Genomic DNA, 19,750 nt, shown 5'->3' with positions numbered 1-19,750 from the left:
CTGCCCGGCCGCGCCCGGGGCCCCGGCGTGACCGGGGCCCGTTCGCAGATGCGAAGAACTCAGTACTTCTTGCACTCCGGAACCGTCCGGCTCGGCAGCCCGATCTTGGAGAACACTGCCGGGTCGTAGCCGAGCGTCTGGTTCACGTTCGGAATCACCTTCACGACCTTGCTGAAGAGGGCGCCCTTGCCGTCATCCACCACTTCGGTGACGAAGTTGGTTCCGATCGCCTGGCGGTTGGAGTCGAGCTTGATCTTGCCGTTGGGCGCGTCGAGTTCGATCTTGGCGAGGGCTTCTTTGAGCTTGGCCTGATTGTTGCTGAGGTCGCCGTTGACCTGGCGCAGCGCGAGTATGAGCGCCATCGTCGAGTTGTAGTAGTTGGTGGCGAGCAGTGACGGGCTCGGGAACCGCTTGTTCGGCGGGAAGGCGTCCTGATAAGCCTTCACGAATTTCTGCCAGCCCGCATCCTCCCAGGTATCGGCCTGACCGCTCGCGGCGATGGTGCCGAGCAGCGCATTCTTGGCGTTGCCCTTGGCGGAGAGGATGGTCTGGTCGACCATGATCGAGCCGCCCATCAGATGCGCCTTGCCGCCGGCCTGCTGATATTGGTTCAGGAAATTGACGGCATCCGCGCCGCCAAGGCCGAGATAGATTGCATCAACGTCGTCGGGCAGGGCGGCGATGACGGAGGCAAAGTCCTTGGTGCCGAGCGGCACCCATTGCCGGTTAGTGACTTGTCCGCCGGCCCCGCAGAACTCGAGCACAAGTCCGAACACCTGGGTGTAGATGAACGAATAGTCTTCGCCCACCGTTGCGATCTTTCGGTAACCCTTGGTTTCGTAAGCGTATTTGCCGAGGCCCACCTGCCACTGGGCGCCGTCCATGTTGTAGCGGAAGAAGTTCGGCGCCGGATCGACATAAGTGGTTTCCTGCGCGCCGGAAGCAGCATTCACAAAGGTCAGCTCGGGGCGCGTCTTGGCAAAGTTCTTGACTGCGATGCCTTCGTCTCCGGACAAGGGCGAGAGCAGGATCTGGACCTTGTCCTGTTCGATCAGCTTGCGCACGGCGCGGACAGCGGAGTCTGGCGTGGCATCCGTCGAAGCGATGATGAATTCGATTTCCTTGTCGCCGACCTTCTTGCTGAGCGTGTTGATCGCCGTTTGATGCCCGCGGATTCCGTCCTCGCCGAGCACCGTATAGGTGCCTTCGAGGGTCGCGGTGACGCCGACCTTGATCTTCTCTTGAGCTAAGGCGGCGCCGGAAAGCAACAGGCTGCTCAGCGCGACCAGTCCCGCACAGCTTCTAAACATCGAACCCCTCCCTTGTATCGCCAGTTTTTCTATAGGTCGTTCCGAAATCGCCATGCCCTTCACAGTGCATTGCGACCGGGACCGCCGGGCGAAAAGCTAGCCGATGACTGGGGCGGCGCACGCAGCTTCGCCCGCTGCAACTTGACCGGTAGTCTCATTTTGCATGCTGCGCCGCGACGAGATGCCGAGGCTGGCGAAGCCAGCGGAGCCTAGCCGGTCCGCCCCCAGCCACGGAGCCAAAGCGCAGATGCGACGATGCCCCCGGAAACGATCGAGCCCGCGGCAACGGTAATGAAGAGCTCCCGCAATCCGCCGCCAAGATAGGCAACGACGAGCCAGCCAATTCCCGCCGCGACGAGCAGCCGGACGGTTCCGCCGAAAACCGGCCACATCACGCGGCCGGCGCCTTGGCCCGCGAAGTAGAGCAGCATTCCAAGACCCGCCACGCCGTAGAAGGGGGCTACATTGCGGAAATAGATCGAACCGGCGGCCAGAACCTCAGGCTCCGTGCTAGACAGCGTCAGCCAGGCGTGTGGAAATATCGTCACGACAAGTCCGAGGAGTTCGGTGACACCGGCCGCAAAAAACGCGGCAACCCAGGCGATGCGCTCCGCCCGCCTGATCTGGCCCGCTCCGATGTTGACCCCGACCATCGTGAGCGCTGCGCTGCCAAGCGCGAAGAGCAGCGGAATCTGGATGTAATCGAGGCGCGATGCAATTCCGTAGCCTGCGATGGCGTCAGTGCCGAACAGCCCGACGGCGCCAGTGACCAGGACGACAGTCAAATTGGACTGAATGGTGCCGATGGCCGACAACCCGCCGACGCCAAGAATATCGCCAAGTTGCCGCCACTTGATGAGGCGCACGTCGAACGGCAGTCGCAACGAGGCCCGGGCGGAGCGCATGTAAACGATCAACACGAGCGCACCAACGAGATAGTAGACGACGACGGCAACGCCGGCTCCCGGTACGCCGAGCCGCGGAAAGGGGCCCCAGCCGAAGATCAAGGCCGGCGAAAGCGGAAGCAGCACGAACACGCCCAGCAGAATGACGGCCGCCGGCGCGACCGTGTTGCCTGCGCCACGAAGAGCCGCCGCCAGAAGGCTGACGATCCAGACAAAGATCGCCCCGAAGAAGATAACGTGGCCATATTCGAGAACTGCGCCGAGGGCTCCTGCCTGACCGCCGAGCAAGCGGTAGACAGCCTCGCCGAACAGCCACTCGGCGGCGGCAAAGATCACTCCGAAAGCAATGGCGAGAACGAGTGCGTTGAGCGCCAGCGCCTCGGCTTCCGCCACCTTGCCGGCGCCCATCGCACGCGCGATTGCCGATGCAACACCACCACCGATGCCGCCGTTCGACATCATCTGCATCGGGAAACACCAGGCTGACGCCCGCCAGCGCTTCCGTCCCGAGGAAGCTGACGAAATAGGTCTCCGCGACCCCGACCAGGGTTTGCACGACCATGACCACGAGCGTCGGCAGAGCGAGCGTCAGCAGCGTCGGCAGCACGGGGCCCTCGAGCATCGACCTCTGCTTGACCTTCGCCGCTTCGTTTTCTTTCACGCTGCCGGCCACGGCCACCGGTCGCGGCAACGACGATTGCGGCGTCAGGGTCGTCATCATCGGCTCGGCAGGGTTCGAATAAACTCGATCAGCGCGGTGCTGACCTCGTTCGGCCGCTCCTGCTGGGTCCAGTGGCCACAGCCGGGCAGCATCTGAATCTTGCGCAGGCCGGGAACGAAGTTCTTCTGGTTGGCGAGCAACTGGTCCGTTCCGGGAAACGAGAGCAGGAAATCACAATCGCCCGCGATGTAGAGCGCCGGTACAGACACTTGCATGCCGGCCACAGCACCCGTGATTTCCCAGTTGCGATCGATGTTGCGGTAGTAATTGAGCGCGCCCCGGAAACCGGTTCGCTTGAACTCCTCGCCATAAAAGTCGATGTCGCTTTCGCTGATCCAGGATGGCAGGATTTTGAGGGCGCCGGGTCCTTGCAGAAATCCGCCGCCCTTCCGCACCATGCCAAGGTTCGGCGCGGGCTCGCCCGCAGCGACGGCCGCGCGAGCCGCGGCTACGCCGTCCCCGGACGCTCCGAACAGCATGTTGCGAATGGTCGCGCGCGGATCGCGCCCCAATTCCGCCTCGGCCGGTCCGGGCTCCATGAAATAGAGCTGGTAGAATTGCGCCGTCTCCGTGCGCGGCATGAGACTGGTCGGCGCCACTTTGCCGCGCGGGCGGAACGGGACGCTGAGGGCTGCGACCGCCCGGAAGCGGTCGGGCCGCATGAGAGCTGCCTGCCAGGCGATGCTGGCACCCCAATCATGACCGGCGATGACGGCGGTCGCCGCACCCAAGGCGTCAAGGATGCCTACCATGTCGCCTACGAGATGCAGGATCGTGTATTGATCGATCGCTTGCGGCGCGTCGCTCTTGCCGTAACCACGCAGGTCCGGAGCGACGACACGGAAGCCGGCGGCAGCAAGCGCATCGATCTGATGCCGCCAGGAGAACCAGGATTCAGGAAAGCCGTGCACCAGCAGCACCAGCGGTCCCTCGCCCTGTTCGGCAATATTGATGCGGATGCCGTTGCATTCGATGATTCGTTGCGTGGCCTTGCTCATTTTTCCATCCCGCTCCGAAGTTGCTGCTGATGCGTTTGACGAGATCGCGCCTGGGGCAACTCGCAATGCGAGCGGTGCCAAGGCCGCCGCTAGTAGCTGGCGTCTGTTCATGGTCTTTCCTCAGGCCAAGCCGGCGTACTCGCAGCGAGTGGGTGAACGCCGCCGATCCTTTACCGTCACAACCAGTTTTGGTACTGTCTGGTACCCAATGAGCGATGTATGGTACCAGTAGGTACCAAGTCAAGAGGGAAATGACGTCGATGAGTCCGAAGATGAAGCCGCGCGAGGAAGAAACCGATGGAGCCGCAGTCCGGAAGCGGATTCTCGGCGCGGCGCTTTCGGCATTCATGGAGGGCGGCTATGCGCAGACCAGCACGCTGGAGATTGCGACGCGCGCACGCGTGTCGAAACGCGAGCTTTATTCGCTGTTTGGCAACAAGGAAGCGATGCTGGTCGCCTGCATCACCGAGCGCGCCCGGCGGTTGAAAGCGCCGGCCGATCTGCCCGAGTTGCGCGACAGGGAAACCCTGGCCAACGTGCTTACTGCTTTTGGAACGAGGCTTTTGACGGAAACGACCGATCCGGTCGTCGTTGCTGTGTTCCGGCTGGCGATATCCGAGACGGTGCACGCGCCAAAGGTTGCACAAGCGCTGGATTCGCTCGCTCGCCGGCCTACGCGTGATTCATTGCGAGAGATCATGGCGAACGCCAAGTCGGCCGGGCTGTGCGATGGCGATCCTGCCGCGATGGCAGAACAATTCTTGGGGCTGCTCTGGGGCGACCTGATGACCGGCCTGCTGCTTCAAGTGGCCGATTGCCCGAGTGCCGCCGAAATCGCGCGGCGGGCCCACGCGGCAACGACAGGGTTTCTAAACATTTATCCAAAATTCAGGTGAAATCGCCTGTCTTCGCCGGCGGGTGGATTTTGCGGTCAAGAAGATTCGTGCGGCCGGCAACTTCGCCGGTACGCTCACCATCTTGGATGATCTGCCGTTTTGGCTTGACCGCGGTGTGCGGTATTTCTACGTCCATCCGACCCACCTGCACGCATGGAGAAGGTCCGCCGTGGCATTTGAACTGTTCAATCTGGCCGGCAAACGAGCGCTCGTCACAGGATCGTCCCAGGGGATCGGCCTTGCCATCGCGCGAGGGCTCGCCGAGCATGGCGCCTCCGTGGTCCTGAACGGACGGGAGCGCAGCAAGCTTGAGGCCGCCGCCGCAAGCTTGACCGCAGCCGGGCACAAGGTTGCGGTCGCCGGTTTCGACGTCACCGTGGCCGACGATGTCCGCGAAGGAGTTGCGACAATCGAACGGACGGTCGGGGTAATCGACATTCTCGTCAACAACGCCGGCATGCAGTTTCGCACGCCGCTTGAGGATTTTCCCGCGGAGAAGTGGGAGCAATTGCTCAGGACCAATGTCTCGAGCGCCTTCTACGTCGGCCAGGCCGTCGCGCGCCACATGATCCCGCGCGGAAAGGGCAAGATCATCAACATCGCGTCGGTTCAGAGCGAGTTGGCCCGCCCGGGCATTGCCCCGTACACCGCTACCAAGGGAGCGATCAAGAACCTCACGCGCGGCATGTGCGCCGATTGGGCCAGGCACGGACTGCAGATCAATGCCATCGCGCCGGGTTACTTCAAGACCCCGCTGAATCAAGCGCTGGTCGACGATCTCCAATTTTCAGCGTGGCTTGAAAAGCGGACGCCGGCCTCGCGCTGGGGCAACGTGGACGAACTGATAGGCGCCGCCGTCTTTCTGTCGGGAGATGCCTCGTCCTTCGTCAACGGGCATACGCTCTACGTCGACGGCGGCATCACGACCTGTCTTTAATTGTTGGCGCTTCTTTCACGCCGCCCGGCACAAGTCTTCAAGGAGCATTTCGCGCCTGGCTGCGGTCAAGCCGGTTTCGCCTCGCCTGACCGCGCACGCAAGGCACTGAACGCGTCGACCTTGATTTCGGCGCTTGAGCCATCGGCGAAGGAGAGGTTTACCGGATAGAAGCCGATATCCAACGTCAACTGGTCCGACCCGTCTCCGAAGGACACTGTTGCGACGTTTCCTGATATCGTGACGTTCATATTCTCGGCCGAAAAGCCCTCGCCCAGTTTGATGGTAACGTCGCGGTTGGTGAAGATGGTATCCTTGCCGTCGCCGACGTTGAACAGGATTGTGGAGCCCCGGTCAGCGCGAATCGTATCGTCGCCGGTACCGCCGGCAACGATCGTTCCATTGTCCGCATCGATGGTGTCGTTGCCGGCACCGCCCTCGACATAGCTGCCGACGAGAGCTGAGATGGAATCGTTGCCGTCACCACCATAGGCGCGGCTGTCGGACCATACCGAGATCGTGTCATTCCCTGCGCCACCATCGACCAGGCTCTCCGACCAGGCGCTGATCGTGTCGCTTCCGGCGCCACCCATCGTCACGGTATTTGACCATGCGCGCACCATGTCGTCGCCATCGCCGGCATCCACGGCGCTATCGGACCAGACGTCGATCTGGTCGTTGCCGGCGCCGCCATAGACAGCCGATCCCGACCAGGCACGGAGCGTGTCATTACCTGCGCCACCATCGACGACGCTATCGGACCAGGCATCGATCGTATCGTTGCCGTCGCCGCCATCGGCGAGAGTCCTGCTCCAACCGGACAGCGCGTCGTCGCCGTCGGTCCCCGGGCGATATGACATTCCGAGTTCCTGCAACCGCAGCAAGAACGCCTGTACCACCGGTGATTGCCCGATGCTGCCGGTGGACGGGGTTGAAGGCCCGCTTTGCGTTTTCTCGTTCGATGAAGCCTGATGGTTGGACGCCAGCGTGGCTAAAAGCTGCGGCGGCTCCGGCGGCTGCGGCAATTGCCAGGGTCGGAACGATGGGGAAAGAGGATTGTAGAGCACTCTCATGGCGGCATTTCCAAACCCGGTTGCCGCCCTCTGCGAGCGGCGACACGCTGTGAAGATGCCAGAACGGTATCGCGATGCTCCTAAGAAATAATTACTCGTCTACCTAAGGATGTATCGAAGGATACTTGTCGGCAGCATTATCATTTCGGGTAAGCGGGCGTCGTCCGTGAAATGGCAGCGTCCGGCAATCAACGCCGGACGCTGCGAGCGCAAGATAATGCTGGTCTTACTTCTTGTAGGCGGCGATCACGGCTTCGCCATCAGCACCCGCCTTCTTGAGCCAATCGGCCGTCAACTGCTCGCCGATTTTCTCGAGGCCGGACTTCAGCGCCGGAGGTGGTGGCAGCACCTTCATCTTGTTGGCCTGAAGCTGTTCGAGATACCACTTCGCCTTTTCTTCCGCGAGCTTCCAGCCGCGCTCTTCGGCGACCGCCGCTGCCTTGAGGATCGCGTCCTGCGTCGGCTTGTCGAGCGCATCGAAAGCGGCCTTGTTCACGAAGGTGACGTTCTTCGGGATCCAGGCCTGCGTATCGTAAAAATGCGTCATGGTTTCCCAGGACTTGCTGTCGTAGCCGGTCGAGCCCGAGGTCATGAACGCGTTCACGACGCCGGTGGCCAGCGCCTGCGGCAGTTCCGCCGCCTGGATGGTGACGGGCTGCGCGCCGACAAGTTCGGCGATGCGCGAGGTGCCGACGTTATAGGCGCGCCACTTCAAGCCTTTCATATCCTCGACCGTGTTGAGGTCCTTCTTGGCATAAATGCCCTGCGGCCCCCACGGCACCGCGAACAGAAGCATAAGTCCCTGCGACGCGAGCTTCTTTTCGATGGCGGGTTTCGAGGCGAGCCACAGCTTCTTGGCTGCCGGATAGCTCGTCGCCAGGAAGGGGATCACGTCGATGCCGAACATCGGATCTTCGTTCTCATGCAGCGAAATCAGAACCTCGCCGGCCTGCGCCTGCCCGGTTGCGACCGCGCGCTTGATTTCCGGCGCCTTGAACAGCGACGCGGCGGGATGCACGGTGATCTGCAGCTTGTTGCCGGTGGCGTCGGCAACGTCCTTGGCGAATGCGATCAGATTCACCGAATGCGGATTGTCCGCCGGATAGGCCGCCGGAAGATTCCATTTTGTCTGCGCCATTGCGGGGGCGGCAAGCGCCGCGATGCAGGCGGCCAATGCGCACGTCTTTATAAGTCTGAACATGACAATACCTTTCTCTAGCCAGGGAACGCGATCCGCGGCAGCAGCATCACGATATCAGGAAAGACCGTGATGATGGCAACCGCCAGAACGAGCAAGAAGAAGAACGGCAGGGCCGCCTTGGCGACCGTGTTGGAATCCTTGCCGCTCATGGTCTGCAGGACGAACAGGTTGAAGCCGACGGGCGGAGAGACCTCCGCCATTTCCACCACCAGCACCAGGAAGATTCCGAACCAGACCAGGTCGAAGCCGGCCTGCTTCACCATCGGAATGACGATGGCGGTGGTCAGCACGATCATGGAGATGCCGTCGAGTGCCGTGCCGAGCACGATGTACATCACGGTCAGCGCCGCGATCAGCGCATAGGGGCTGAGCTGGAGGCCGTTCACCCAGTTCGCGAGCGCCATCGGGATGCCGGTATAGGCCATCGACGTGCCCATGTAGGAGGCGCCCGCCAGGATCAGCAGGATCATGCAATTGACCCGCGTCGCGCCCATGACGCTCGCCCAGAACGATTGCCAGGTCAGCGCGCCCTGCCACCATGCAATCGCGAGCGACCCCAACACGCCCCAGGCCGCGCATTCCGTCGCCGTCGCCCAGCCCATCAGCAGCGACAGAAAGACGAAAATGATCAGCAATAGACAAGGAATGAGATTGAGCGACTCGGCAATGCGCCTGCGAAAGCTCATGGACGGTTCCGCCGGCGGCGTGCTTTTCGGATTGGCGAGCGACCAGATCGCGATGTAGCCGGAATAGAGCGCCATCACCAACATGCCCGGCAGAAAGCCGGCGAGAAAGACCTGAATGATGGAGACGTTCGCCTGCACGGCGTAGACCACCATGGTGATCGACGGCGGGATGAGGATGCCGAGCGTGCCCGCACCGGCGAGCGAGCCGAGGCTCAAGCCTTCGTCATAGCCGCGCTTCTTCAATTCGGGCAGGGCGATCTTGGCGACCGTGGCGCAGGTCGCGGCTGACGATCCCGACACCGAACCGAACACGCCGCAGGCGAGGACATTGACGTGCATGAGCCGGCCCGGCAGCCAGTTCAGCCACGGCGCAAACCCGCGGAACATCTCCTCCGACAGGCGCGTGCGGAACAGGATCTCGCCCATCCAGATGAAGAGCGGCAACGCCGCGAGCGACCAGGATGCGCTGTTGCCCCACACCGTCGTCGCCAGCACGCTGCCGGCCGGAATGCCGCCGGCGGCGAATTGCATGCCGGCCCATCCCGTCGCCATCAGGGCGACGGCGATCCAGACGCCGGCGCCGAGCAGCAGCGCCAGGAATCCGAGCAGGATGGCGGCGATGGAAAGCAGCTCCATCTCAGACCCCGCTCTGCATGGCACGCTCGACGATTTCCTCGGCGCTCTGCGCCTTCGGCAATTCGTAGCGCGGCGCAAAGCCGCGCAGCACATGGATCAGCTCATCCACGAAGGCGATGAAAAGAATCGCGAGGCCGCCGCTGTAGCCGAGCTGCGGAATCCACAGCGGCACCGCGATGACGCCTTGCGAAATATCGGAAAATTTCCACGACTGCCAGGTCATGATCGCGGCATGCCAGGCGAAAAAGCCGATGAAGCCGACGCCGACCAGGAGGGCTGCGATCTCGACATAATGGCGCAAATTATCGTTGAGGCGGTCGATCAACAGGCCGACGCGGATCATCTCGCCGTGCTTGAACGTATGCGCGAGCCCGAGGAAGGCGGTCGCCGCCATGCACCAGGAGATGAAATCGTCGCCCGCCGGAATATTGATGCCAAACGGCCGGCCACCCGACAGCAGCAGCATCAGGACAAAAATCGCAATGAGGAAAAGTCCGGCAAGATAGCCGGAGAAAAGGTAGAGCCGATCAAGAAACACGCGGATCATAATGAGTCCTTACCCCTCGCACGCATATTGCCTGGAAGCAATAGACGTACCATTTTCGGTCGTTCCTACTGGAAGGGCCGATCGGTCCGCGTCCCGCCAAAGCGACCGAAGTCAGCCTTCTAAGGGGACAGGTTTTCGGAGTTGCTCCGGACAGTCAAGGCAGGACGCAGGCAAATCCTGCGACTCTTTCGGCGGATACCATTCCGATCGCGGCCGGACCTTGGCTCTAGTCCTTTTCTCGTGCAAAGCGGGCTGAAAGCAGAGCGCGTCAGCCGCGCCTGGCACGGCCTGACGGCCGGGTGAGCCGCAGCCTGCGGTGGGTGCGGGGCAGAAACTGCTTGCCCTTGGCGCTGAGGAAATCGAGCATCGCCTGCGCCGGCGGCAGCAAGACCTTGTCCTTGCGTGCAAGCGCGAACCACTGCCGCACGATCGGCAGGCCATCGACGTCCAGAGTGACCAGGCGCCGTTCGTCGAGCTCGGTCGCGACGGTGTGCGCAGAGAGGAAGGCGATGCCGAGCCCTGCGATCACCGCCTGCTTGATGGTCTCGTTGCTGCTCATGGCGAGGCCGATCTTGGGGCGGATGCCCGACGTCTCGAACAATTGCTCCATCAGCCCGCGCGTTCCGGACCCCGGCTCGCGCGTCAGGAAGGTTTCGCCGGCGAGCTCGCGCGGCGCGATGCGGGATTTTCGTGCCAGCCGATGCGCGGTCGGCGCGATGATGACGTGGGGATGATCGCCGATCAGGTGGACGTTCATGTCGATATCGGCGGGTGGGCGGCCCATGATCGCGAAGTCGAGATCGTAGCCGCGTAGCGCCTCGCCGACCTCCTGGCGGTTGCCGATCGAGAGCGTGATTTCGACGTTCGGATAGAGCTTCGAGAATCCGGAGATCATGAACGGCACGAAATATTTCGCGGTCGAGACCGCTCCGATCGAGATGCGGCCCGCGGTCTTTCCCGCCATCATCTCCAACGTGGTCTCGCAATCGGTGATCGCCGCCTCGATCCGCTCGGCGAGCGCCAATACCTCGCGCCCGGCATCCGTCAGCAGCATGCCGTCGCCGGTGCGCTGGATCAGCGGCATTCCCGCGACTGCCTGCAGGTTGCGTAGCTGCAACGTTACCGCAGGCTGTGTCAGGTATAGCTGCTTCGACGCGGCGGTGACCGATCGGTGCTTCTGCACGGCAGCCAGCGCGCGCAATTGGCGGATGGTCAATTCGCGCAACAATCGGCCGGCCATGGCACGCCTCCATTATAACAAAAACTTTGCACAGGCCAAAGATAACAAAATTTCCCTAATTCGGCAAACTGCGCTTGCTTAAGAGCGCGGGTCGCCAATCGGCGGACGCTTCGACAGCGCCGAGAGAGCGCACCGGGAGACGGCCATGGACGAACGCGTGACGCTGCGTTCACATCTCGAGAAGTCTATTGCGCAAATCCCGCATGGCGCGGCGGTCGGTGCGGTGATCGAGGCCATTGCCGCCGCTGCAATCGAACTCGCCGCGCTGATTGCGAATGGGCCGCTCGCCGATATCACCGGGCAGGATAGCGGCATCAATTCCGATGGCGACCGGCAGAAAGACATCGACATCGTCGCCGACGAAATGATGCGGCGTGCGCTGCGCGACGCGCCGGTGGCGGCAATCCTTTCCGAGGAAGCGGCGCTGCCGGAAACCTTGCGGCCCGAGGCGCACCTGTGTGTTGCGATCGATCCGCTCGACGGATCGGCCAATCTCGAAAACAACATCTCGATCGGCACCATCTTTTCGATCCGCCCGCGAGGCAACGACATCCTTTCGACTTTCTTTGAGCCCGGTACGGCGCAGTGCGCGGCAGGCTTTTTCGTCTACGGTCCACAAACCACGTTCGTTCTCGCGCTCAACGCGCGCGTCGATATCTTCATTCTCGACAGGCGCGCGGGGGAATTTCTGCTGATCCGGCAGGCCGTGCAGGTCGCACGCGATACGCCGGAGTTCGCCATCAATGCGTCCAATCGTCGGCACTGGCATGGTCCCGTTCGCGCCTACATCGATGAATGTCTCGCCGGTACCAGCGGTGGCGGTGAGGCGGATTTCAACATGCGCTGGATCGGTTCGCTGGTTGCGGAATCGCTTCGCATTCTGGCGCGCGGCGGCGTGTTTCTCTATCCGGCCGATGCCCGCCCCAGCTATCGCGAAGGGAGGATTCGCCTGCTGTACGAGGCCCATCCGATGGCGCTGGTAATGGAATGGGCGGGCGGCGCGGCCTCGACCGGACGGCGGCGAATTCTGGAAGTGGCTGCGAGAACGCCGCACCAGCGGGTGCCGCTGATCATGGGTTCTTTGCGTGGCGTGCGCGACATCGCTGCCATTCACGAAAGGATCGAGCCGATGTTCGACAATAGCGATGCGCCGCTGTTCGCGCGGCGCGGCCTGTTCCGCTGACGGAGCATCACGATGTCGCGGGCTCATCCCATCATATCGATTACGGGTTCGTCGGGCGCCGGCACCACGTCGGTGAAGAAGACGTTCGAGCAGATCTTCCGCCGCGAAAAAGTGGTCGCGGCCTACATCGAAGGCGATGCCTTCCATCGTTACAATCGTTTCGAGATGCGCAGCAAAATGCTGGAGGAGGCCGAGCGCGGAAACAAGCACTTCAGCCATTTCAGTCCGGAAACCAACTTGTTCGAAGAGCTCGAAAAAGTGTTTCGCGACTACGGTGAATCCGGCACCGGAATGACGCGTCATTACGTTCACGACGACGAAGAGGCGAGGCTGTATGGCGCCAAACCGGGAACATTCACCGAGTGGGACCAACTGCCGGCAGGCTCCGACCTGCTGTTTTACGAAGGGTTGCACGGCGCGGTCGTGACCGAAAAGGTCAACGTGGCGCAGCATGCCGATCTCAAGATCGGCGTCGTGCCGGTGATCAACCTGGAATGGATCCAGAAGCTGCATCGCGATCGTCGCGATCGCGGCTATACCGCTGAAGCGGTGACCGACACCATCCTGCGGCGAATGCCGGATTATGTGAATTACATCTGTCCGCAGTTCGCCGAGACCGACATCAATTTCCAGCGCGTGCCGACCGTCGATACGTCGAACCCGTTCATCGCGCGGTGGATTCCGACGCCCGACGAATCGATGGTGGTGATCCGTCTCAAGAATCCTCGCGGCATCGATTTTCCCTATCTGCTGTCGATGATTCCGCACAGCTTCATGTCGCGCGCCAATTCGATCGTGATCCACGGGGCAAAGCTCGATCTGGCGATGCAGCTCATCCTCACCCCACTGATCCTGCAACTGATGGAACGCAAGAGGCGCACGATATGAACGCTCCCGCTCTGTCCCGCATAGCCAGCCGCCCGGATCTGTCACACGCAGAGATGGCGAACGCCATACGCTTCCTGGCGATCGACGCTGTTGAAAAGGCGAAGTCCGGTCATCCGGGCATGCCGATGGGCATGGCTGACGTCGCGACCGTTCTGTTTTCGCGCTTCCTCAAGTTCGATCCCTTGGACCCGGCGTGGCCGGATCGCGACCGCTTCGTGTTGTCGGCCGGCCATGGCTCGATGCTGCTGTATGCGCTTCTGCACCTCACCGGGTACGAAGGCATGACGCTGGACGAACTCAGGGCCTTCCGCCAGTGGGCGTCGAAGACACCGGGACACCCCGAATATGGCCATACGGAGGGCGTTGAGACGACCACCGGACCTCTCGGGCAGGGCATTGCCACGGCCGTCGGTATGGCGCTGGCCGAGCGGCTGATGAACGCCCGCTTCGGCGACGACTGCGTCGATCATTTCACCTACGTAATCGCGAGCGACGGCTGCCTGATGGAGGGGATCAGCCACGAGGCGATCTCGCTGGCCGGGCATCTCAGGCTCAATCGTCTGATCGTGCTGTTCGATGACAACGAAATCTCGATCGACGGCGCCACGTCACTGTCATGCTCGGATGATCAGCTCGCACGGTTCAAGGCGGCGGGGTGGTCGGCCAGCCGAATCGACGGCCACGATCCCGAAGCGATCGCGGCCGCGATCGAGCGGGCGCGCAACAGCGACCGGCCGTCGCTGATTGCCTGCCGCACGATCATCGGCTTCGGCGCGCCGAACCGTCAGGGAACCGAGAAAGTCCATGGCGCGCCGCTGGGTGGCGAAGAAGCCGCCAAAACCCGCGATGCGCTGAACTGGCCGCACGCGCCGTTCGAGATCCCGGAAGCCATCCTCGCGCAGTGGCGTCAGGCAGGCCGCCGCGGGCATGCCGCCCGCCGCTGCTGGATCGAACGGACCAAGCGTCTGAGTTCGGATTCCCGTTCGCCATTTCACGATGCGCTGAATCGCAACCTGCCGTGCAGCTATGCGCAAGCAATGACAAAGCTGCGCGATGACTTCGCGACTGAGCGACCGAATATTGCCACCCGGCAGGCGTCGCAGCGCGTGATTGATGCAATCGCCGAGGCGCTGCCCAATCTGCTCGGTGGCTCGGCGGATCTCACGCATTCCAACCTGACGCGGGCCAGGACCCAGCGGCCGGTGCAGCCCGGTTCATTTGCAGGCAGCTATATTCACTATGGCGTCCGCGAGCATGCCATGGCGGCGGCGATGAACGGCATCGCGCTGCATGGCGGCTTCATCCCCTATGGCGGTACGTTCCTCAGCTTCGCCGACTATAGCCGTCCGGCGATCCGGCTAGCGGCGCTGATGAACATTCGTGTCATCCATGTGATGACGCACGACTCCATCGGGCTGGGCGAGGATGGCCCCACCCACCAGCCGGTCGAACATCTGGCATCGCTTCGGGCGATCCCCAATCTGCTGGTCTTCCGACCGGGTGATGCCATCGAGACCGCCGAGGCGTGGGACTGCGCGCTGCGGGCGCAGGCCAGTCCGTCCGTGCTGTGTCTGTCGCGGCAAGCGCTGCCTGCCTTCCGCGAGGACGGTGGTGACAATCTGGTCGCGCGGGGCGCCTATGTCGTCGTTGAGCCGGAGGGCGGACGCGATGTCTCGCTGATTGCGACCGGGTCGGAAGTCTCGATCGCCATCGAGGCTGCGAAAGCGCTCGCAATGGATAATGTTCGCGCGGCCGTCGTCTCGGCCCCGTGCTTCGAGTTGTTCCGTCAGCAGTCGCACGAGTACCGGGCGGAGGTTCTTGGAGATGCCCCGCGGATCGGGGTCGAAGCCGCGGTCGAGGGCGACTGGGCGCGCTGGCTCGGCGACGGTGGCGAATTCGTCGGTATGACCGGCTTTGGCGCATCAGCGCCGGCGGAAACACTCTATCGCGAATTCGGCATTACCGCGAACGCCGTCGCCATAGCGGCTATGCGCTGCATCGCGCGGTCAAGAATGACGGCAACCTGGGCATGACGAAAACACGAGAGCAATGGGACGGAGGCTGCGATGGCGCTGATAACGCTGAGGCAATTACTGGATCATGCCGCCGAGCGTGGCTATGGCGTGCCGGCATTCAACATCAACAACATGGAGCAGGGCCTTGCCATCATGGAGGCGGCGGCTGCTGTCGATGCGCCCGTCATCATCCAGGCCTCGCGGGGCGCGCGCTCTTACGCCAACGATATCATGCTGGCAAAGATGATCGAGGCGCTGGAAGAGATGTATCCGCAGATCCCGCTCTGTCTGCACCAGGACCACGGCAACGAGGAGTCGACCTGCGCCACCGCGCTGCAGCACGGCTTCACTTCGGTGATGATGGACGGCTCGCTGATGGCCGATGCCAAGACCCCGGCGAGCTATCAGTACAACGTCGACATCACCCGCCGCGTGGTTGACATGGCGCACTGGATCGGCGCTTCGGTCGAAGGCGAACTGGGCGTGCTCGGCTCACTGGAGCATGGCGGCGGCGAGCAGGAGGACGGTCACGGCGTCGAAGGCGAGGTCAGCCACGACCAGTTGCTGACCGATCCGGATCAGGCGGTCGACTTCGTTCGCGCTACCAAGGTCGATGCGCTGGCGATTGCGATGGGGACTTCGCACGGCGCCTACAAATTTTCGCGCAAGCCGGACGGTGACATTCTTGCCATGAGGGTGGTCGAGGAAATCCATCACCGGCTGCCCAATACGCATCTGGTGATGCACGGCTCGTCCTCGGTGCCGCAGCCGCTGCAGGACGCATTCAACCAGTTCGGCGGCGAGATGCCGCAGACCTGGGGCGTGCCGGTCGAGGAAATCGTCCGCGGCATCAAGCACGGTGTCCGAAAGGTCAACATCGATACCGACTGCCGGTTGGCGATGACCGCGGCGTTCCGCAAGGTCGCAACGCAGAGCAGGAACGAGTTCGACCCGCGCAAATTTCTGAAACCGGCGATGGATGGCCTGCGCGATCTTTGCCGCGAACGCTTCGAGCAATTCGGCACGGCGGGGCATGCGTCCCACATCAAGGTCATCCCATTGGCCGAGATGGCGCGACGCTACCGTTCGGGTGCACTCGATCCACAAATCGGAGAAATAGCCGATGCCGCCGAATGAGCTGACGACGCGTTCGATCCCGGCCAACCGCCGCACACCACCGAAGGAGAGCGACATGAACATGCACTCGATGACTGTCCGCGGCAAGGATCGCTATAAATCCGGCGTCCTCGAATACAAGAAGATGGGCTATTGGGAGCCCGACTACGAGCCCAAGGACACCGACATCATCGCGCTGTTCCGCGTCACGCCGCAGGACGGGGTCGATCCGATCGAGGCGTCGGCGGCAGTCGCCGGTGAATCCTCGACCGCGACCTGGACCGTGGTGTGGACCGACCGGCTGACGGCGGCGGAGAAATACCGCGCCAAATGCTTTCGCGTCGATCCCGTCCCGAATTCGCAGGGACAGTATTTTGCCTATATCGCCTACGACCTCGACCTGTTCGAGCCCGGGTCGATTGCCAACCTCTCGGCCTCGATCATCGGCAACGTGTTCGGCTTCAAGCCGCTGAAGGCATTGCGGCTCGAGGACATGCGGCTGCCGGTGGCCTACGTGAAGACGTTCCAGGGGCCTGCGACAGGCATCGTGGTCGAGCGCGAGCGTATGGATAAGTTTGGCCGGCCGCTGCTCGGCGCCACGGTGAAGCCGAAGCTCGGCCTATCCGGGCGCAACTACGGGCGCGTGGTGTACGAGGCCCTGAAAGGCGGGCTCGATTTCACCAAGGACGACGAGAACATCAACTCGCAGCCGTTCATGCATTGGCGCGAGCGGTTTCTGTATTGCATGGAGGCGGTCAACAAGGCGCAGGCGGCGACCGGCGAGATCAAGGGCACCTATCTCAACGTCACCGCCGGCACCATGGAAGACATGTACGAGCGCGCCGAGTTTGCCAAGGAACTCGGCTCGGTCATCATCATGATCGATCTCGTGATCGGCTACACCGCGATCCAGTCGATGGCCAAGTGGGCGCGTCGCAATGACATGATCCTGCATCTGCATCGTGCCGGGCACTCGACCTATACGCGGCAGCGCAATCACGGGGTCTCGTTCCGGGTGATCGCGAAATGGATGCGGCTTGCGGGCGTCGATCACATCCATGCCGGCACCGTGGTCGGCAAGCTCGAGGGCGATCCGGCGACCACGCGCGGCTATTACGACATCTGCCGCGAGGACTACAATCCGATGCGGTTGGAGCACGGCGTGTTCTTCGACCAGCATTGGGCCAGCCTCAACAAGCTGATGCCGGTCGCGTCCGGCGGCATTCACGCAGGCCAGATGCATCAACTGCTCGATCATCTCGGCGAAGACGTGATCCTGCAGTTTGGTGGCGGCACGATCGGCCATCCGATGGGCATTCAGGCCGGCGCGACCGCCAACCGCGTGGCGTTGGAAGCCATGATCCTCGCGCGCAATGAAGGCCGCGACTATCTGCACGAGGGTCCTGAGATTCTCGCCAAGGCAGCAGAGACCTGTACGCCGTTGAAATCGGCGCTGGAGGTGTGGAAGGACGTCACCTTCAACTACGAATCGACCGACACACCAGACTACGTGCCCACGCCCAGCGTTGCGATGTAAGGAGCGGAAATCATGCGCATTACCCAAGGCTGCTTCTCGTTTCTGCCCGATCTCACCGACGAGCAGATCTCGCGCCAGGTGCAATACTGCCTGGAGAACGGATGGGCGGTGAACATCGAATTCACCGACGATCCGCATCCCCGCAACAATTTCTGGGAAATGTGGGGATTGCCGATGTTCGACCTCCGCGACGCCGCCGGCGTGATGATGGAGCTGAACCAATGTCGCAAGGTGTATGGTAACAGCTACATCCGCCTGTCGGCATTCGATTCCAGTCACGGCTGGGAATCGGTACGGCTGTCCTTCATCGTCAACCGACCGAAGGAGGAACCCGGCTTCCGCCTCGAGCGGCACGAAGTTGCCGGCCGCAACATCCGCTATACGACCAAATCATACGCCGCCGACCGTCCGGAGGGCCGGCGCTACGGTTAGTCACTGGTTCGGTCCGACAGACGAGTGTTCTCCCTCATCGTGCCGCGTCTGCCGGATACACTGCTCCGTCGCTCTGAAGCGGCGACGGAGTTTTTTCCGACCGCGCATGCATTGCGTCGAGGTTTGCCAGATGGACATGGGTACCGCCGACATGACAGACACGGTCAACCTCCGCGAGGAGCTCGAAGCCGTCGGCATTGAGGAAATCCTCACGCAGCTCGACCGCGAGTTGATCGGGCTAGTGCCCGTCAAAACCCGTATCCGCGAAATCGCATCGCTCTTGCTGATCGAACGTATCCGCAAGCGGCTTGATCTGACGTCGGAGGTGCCGACATTGCACATGTCGTTCACCGGCAATCCCGGCACCGGCAAGACCACGGTGGCGCTGCGGATCGCGAGCATTCTCCACAGGCTCGGTTTCGTGCGGCGCGGCCAGGTGGTGTCGGTTACCCGCGATGAGCTGGTTGGACAATATATCGGCCACACCGCGCCCAAGACCAAGGAGGTGCTGAAGAAGGCGATGGGCGGCGTGCTTTTCATCGACGAAGCCTATTATCTCCACCGGCCCGACAACGAACGCGATTACGGTCAGGAGGCGATCGAGATCCTGCTGCAGGTGATGGAATCCCAGCGCGAGGATCTCGTGGTGATTCTCGCCGGTTACGGCGATCGAATGGATAAATTCTTCGCCAGCAATCCCGGCTTCCGCTCCCGCATTGCCCATCACATCGATTTTCCGGACTATTCCGAGCCTGAATTGCTTGCCATCGCCGAGCTGATACTGCGCGACATGAACTACAAATTCAGCGCCGACGCGCGCGAAGCGTTCATCCGCTACATCGCGCTGCGCAAGACCCAGCCGCTGTTCTCCAACGCGCGCTCGATCCGAAACGCGCTCGACCGCATGCGCCTGCGCCAGGCCAATCGTCTCGTCGCCGATCTCGATCGCGTGCTGACGGCTGACGACATCATGTCGCTGGAGGCGTCAGACGTGCTCGCCAGCCGGGTCTTTCTGAAGGACAAGCCGGTGGCTGGCTCGGCGTGAAGCGCGATCGCGCGTTCAGGATCGAACCAGCAGCCAGACCGTCATGAGCGGGAAGATATAGGTCAGTTTCATTGACCGTCCTGTGGTTTCGGTCGATTTCAGCCGGGTTCGTTGCGCTTTGTCGAGGCCGTTTCTGGTGCGAAACTGGTGCGGTAACACGGAGGGGTTGCAAGGCCATCGTTTTGCATGATTTGTTGCTTCTCTTGCGAGACGTCGGGCGTTCAATGCGAAGTTGGCTTTGAGGTTCTCGAGCTGGTGGGGTCGGATCCGCCCAACACTTGTCGAAAACGGACAGGATGGAGGTAGCTCGATCTTGGAGATCGCGGGAGCTGCCAGCTTGCCGAGCCGGATCGCGAAACAGCTTCCGCCATTCGTGAAGCCCTAACG

General features: G+C 62.3%; 18 protein-coding genes. 9 read left to right on the top strand and 9 right to left on the bottom strand.

Features of this window, described 5'->3' with window-relative positions; translation table 11 throughout:
• Positions 1-59: 59 nt before the first annotated feature.
• The 3 genes from V1290_RS12610 to V1290_RS12600 form a co-directional block, all read right to left on the bottom strand.
• Positions 60-1,310 (bottom strand): ABC transporter substrate-binding protein, encoded by a 1,251-nt coding sequence (locus V1290_RS12610; RefSeq protein WP_334364700.1) that lies wholly within the window; start codon positions 1,308-1,310, stop codon positions 60-62.
• A gap of 209 nt (positions 1,311-1,519) precedes the next feature.
• On the bottom strand, positions 1,520-2,683 hold the full coding sequence (locus V1290_RS12605) for an MATE family efflux transporter (RefSeq protein WP_334364699.1): 1,164 nt from the start codon (positions 2,681-2,683) through the stop codon (positions 1,520-1,522).
• 249 nt (positions 2,684-2,932) lie between these two features.
• Positions 2,933-3,934: an alpha/beta fold hydrolase gene (locus tag V1290_RS12600; protein ID WP_334364698.1), complete on the bottom strand. Its 1,002-nt coding sequence runs from the start codon at positions 3,932-3,934 to the stop codon at positions 2,933-2,935.
• A gap of 260 nt (positions 3,935-4,194) precedes the next feature.
• On the opposite strand from V1290_RS12600, the gene V1290_RS12595 reads away from it, so the two are divergent.
• Positions 4,195-4,830 carry a TetR/AcrR family transcriptional regulator gene (locus V1290_RS12595; protein WP_334364697.1) on the top strand — a complete coding sequence of 212 codons (636 nt, stop codon included), beginning with the start codon at positions 4,195-4,197 and terminating at the stop codon, positions 4,828-4,830.
• Here the strand turns inward: V1290_RS12595 and V1290_RS12590 are convergent.
• Complete coding sequence (locus tag V1290_RS12590; RefSeq protein WP_334364696.1) at positions 4,823-4,966, bottom strand: hypothetical protein; 144 nt, start codon at positions 4,964-4,966, stop codon at positions 4,823-4,825. The genes V1290_RS12595 and V1290_RS12590 overlap by 8 nt on opposite strands.
• A 33-nt stretch (positions 4,967-4,999) precedes the next feature.
• Here V1290_RS12590 and V1290_RS12585 point away from each other — a divergent pair, with 33 nt between their 5' ends.
• A complete protein-coding gene (locus V1290_RS12585; RefSeq protein WP_334364695.1) occupies positions 5,000-5,767 on the top strand; it encodes an SDR family oxidoreductase in 768 nt (255 codons plus the stop codon).
• 65 nt (positions 5,768-5,832) lie between these two features.
• Here V1290_RS12585 and V1290_RS12580 read toward each other — a convergent pair whose 3' ends face one another.
• From V1290_RS12580 to V1290_RS12560, 5 genes are all read right to left on the bottom strand, one after another.
• Entirely contained in the window at positions 5,833-6,624 is a 792-nt protein-coding gene (locus tag V1290_RS12580) for a calcium-binding protein (protein WP_334364694.1), read from the bottom strand.
• A 439-nt stretch (positions 6,625-7,063) separates the two neighbouring features.
• On the bottom strand, positions 7,064-8,038 hold the full coding sequence (locus V1290_RS12575) for a TRAP transporter substrate-binding protein (RefSeq protein ID WP_249734513.1): 975 nt from the start codon (positions 8,036-8,038) through the stop codon (positions 7,064-7,066).
• A 14-nt stretch (positions 8,039-8,052) separates the two neighbouring features.
• Entirely contained in the window at positions 8,053-9,360 is a 1,308-nt protein-coding gene (locus tag V1290_RS12570) for a TRAP transporter large permease (RefSeq protein WP_334364693.1), read from the bottom strand.
• Between the two features lies 1 nt (position 9,361).
• On the bottom strand, positions 9,362-9,907 hold the full coding sequence (locus V1290_RS12565; RefSeq protein WP_334364692.1) for a TRAP transporter small permease: 546 nt from the start codon (positions 9,905-9,907) through the stop codon (positions 9,362-9,364).
• Positions 9,908-10,175: 268 nt separating this feature from the next.
• Positions 10,176-11,147: a LysR family transcriptional regulator gene (locus tag V1290_RS12560; RefSeq protein WP_334364691.1), complete on the bottom strand. Its 972-nt coding sequence runs from the start codon at positions 11,145-11,147 to the stop codon at positions 10,176-10,178.
• A gap of 145 nt (positions 11,148-11,292) precedes the next feature.
• On the opposite strand from V1290_RS12560, the gene V1290_RS12555 reads away from it, so the two are divergent.
• The 7 genes from V1290_RS12555 to cbbX all read left to right on the top strand — a co-directional run bounded on the left by V1290_RS12555 (position 11,293) and on the right by cbbX (position 19,363).
• Positions 11,293-12,330, top strand: coding sequence for a class 1 fructose-bisphosphatase (locus V1290_RS12555; protein WP_334364690.1), 1,038 nt, complete (start codon positions 11,293-11,295; stop codon positions 12,328-12,330).
• Positions 12,331-12,342: 12 nt separating this feature from the next.
• The gene (locus V1290_RS12550) at positions 12,343-13,218 is read left to right on the top strand and encodes a phosphoribulokinase (RefSeq protein ID WP_334364689.1); all 876 of its coding nucleotides are present in this window, start codon (positions 12,343-12,345) and stop codon (positions 13,216-13,218) included.
• Positions 13,215-15,251 (top strand): transketolase, encoded by a 2,037-nt coding sequence (tkt, locus tag V1290_RS12545; protein ID WP_334364688.1) that lies wholly within the window; start codon positions 13,215-13,217, stop codon positions 15,249-15,251. Before V1290_RS12550 ends, tkt begins: the two co-directional genes overlap by 4 nt.
• Positions 15,252-15,284: 33 nt before the next feature.
• Positions 15,285-16,370 carry a class II fructose-bisphosphate aldolase gene (fba, locus tag V1290_RS12540; RefSeq protein WP_334364687.1) on the top strand — a complete coding sequence of 362 codons (1,086 nt, stop codon included), beginning with the start codon at positions 15,285-15,287 and terminating at the stop codon, positions 16,368-16,370.
• A gap of 55 nt (positions 16,371-16,425) precedes the next feature.
• On the top strand, positions 16,426-17,886 hold the full coding sequence (locus V1290_RS12535) for a form I ribulose bisphosphate carboxylase large subunit (protein ID WP_334369011.1): 1,461 nt from the start codon (positions 16,426-16,428) through the stop codon (positions 17,884-17,886).
• Positions 17,887-17,898: 12 nt separating this feature from the next.
• Positions 17,899-18,318, top strand: coding sequence for a ribulose bisphosphate carboxylase small subunit (locus V1290_RS12530; protein WP_334364686.1), 420 nt, complete (start codon positions 17,899-17,901; stop codon positions 18,316-18,318).
• A 130-nt stretch (positions 18,319-18,448) separates the two neighbouring features.
• Positions 18,449-19,363, top strand: coding sequence for a CbbX protein (cbbX, locus tag V1290_RS12525; protein ID WP_334364685.1), 915 nt, complete (start codon positions 18,449-18,451; stop codon positions 19,361-19,363).
• Positions 19,364-19,750 lie beyond the last annotated feature (387 nt).

The organism is Bradyrhizobium sp. AZCC 1578 (assembly GCF_036924675.1).
Taxonomy (GTDB): domain Bacteria; phylum Pseudomonadota; class Alphaproteobacteria; order Rhizobiales; family Xanthobacteraceae; genus Bradyrhizobium.
This window is presented reverse-complemented; position numbering and strand designations above follow the sequence as displayed.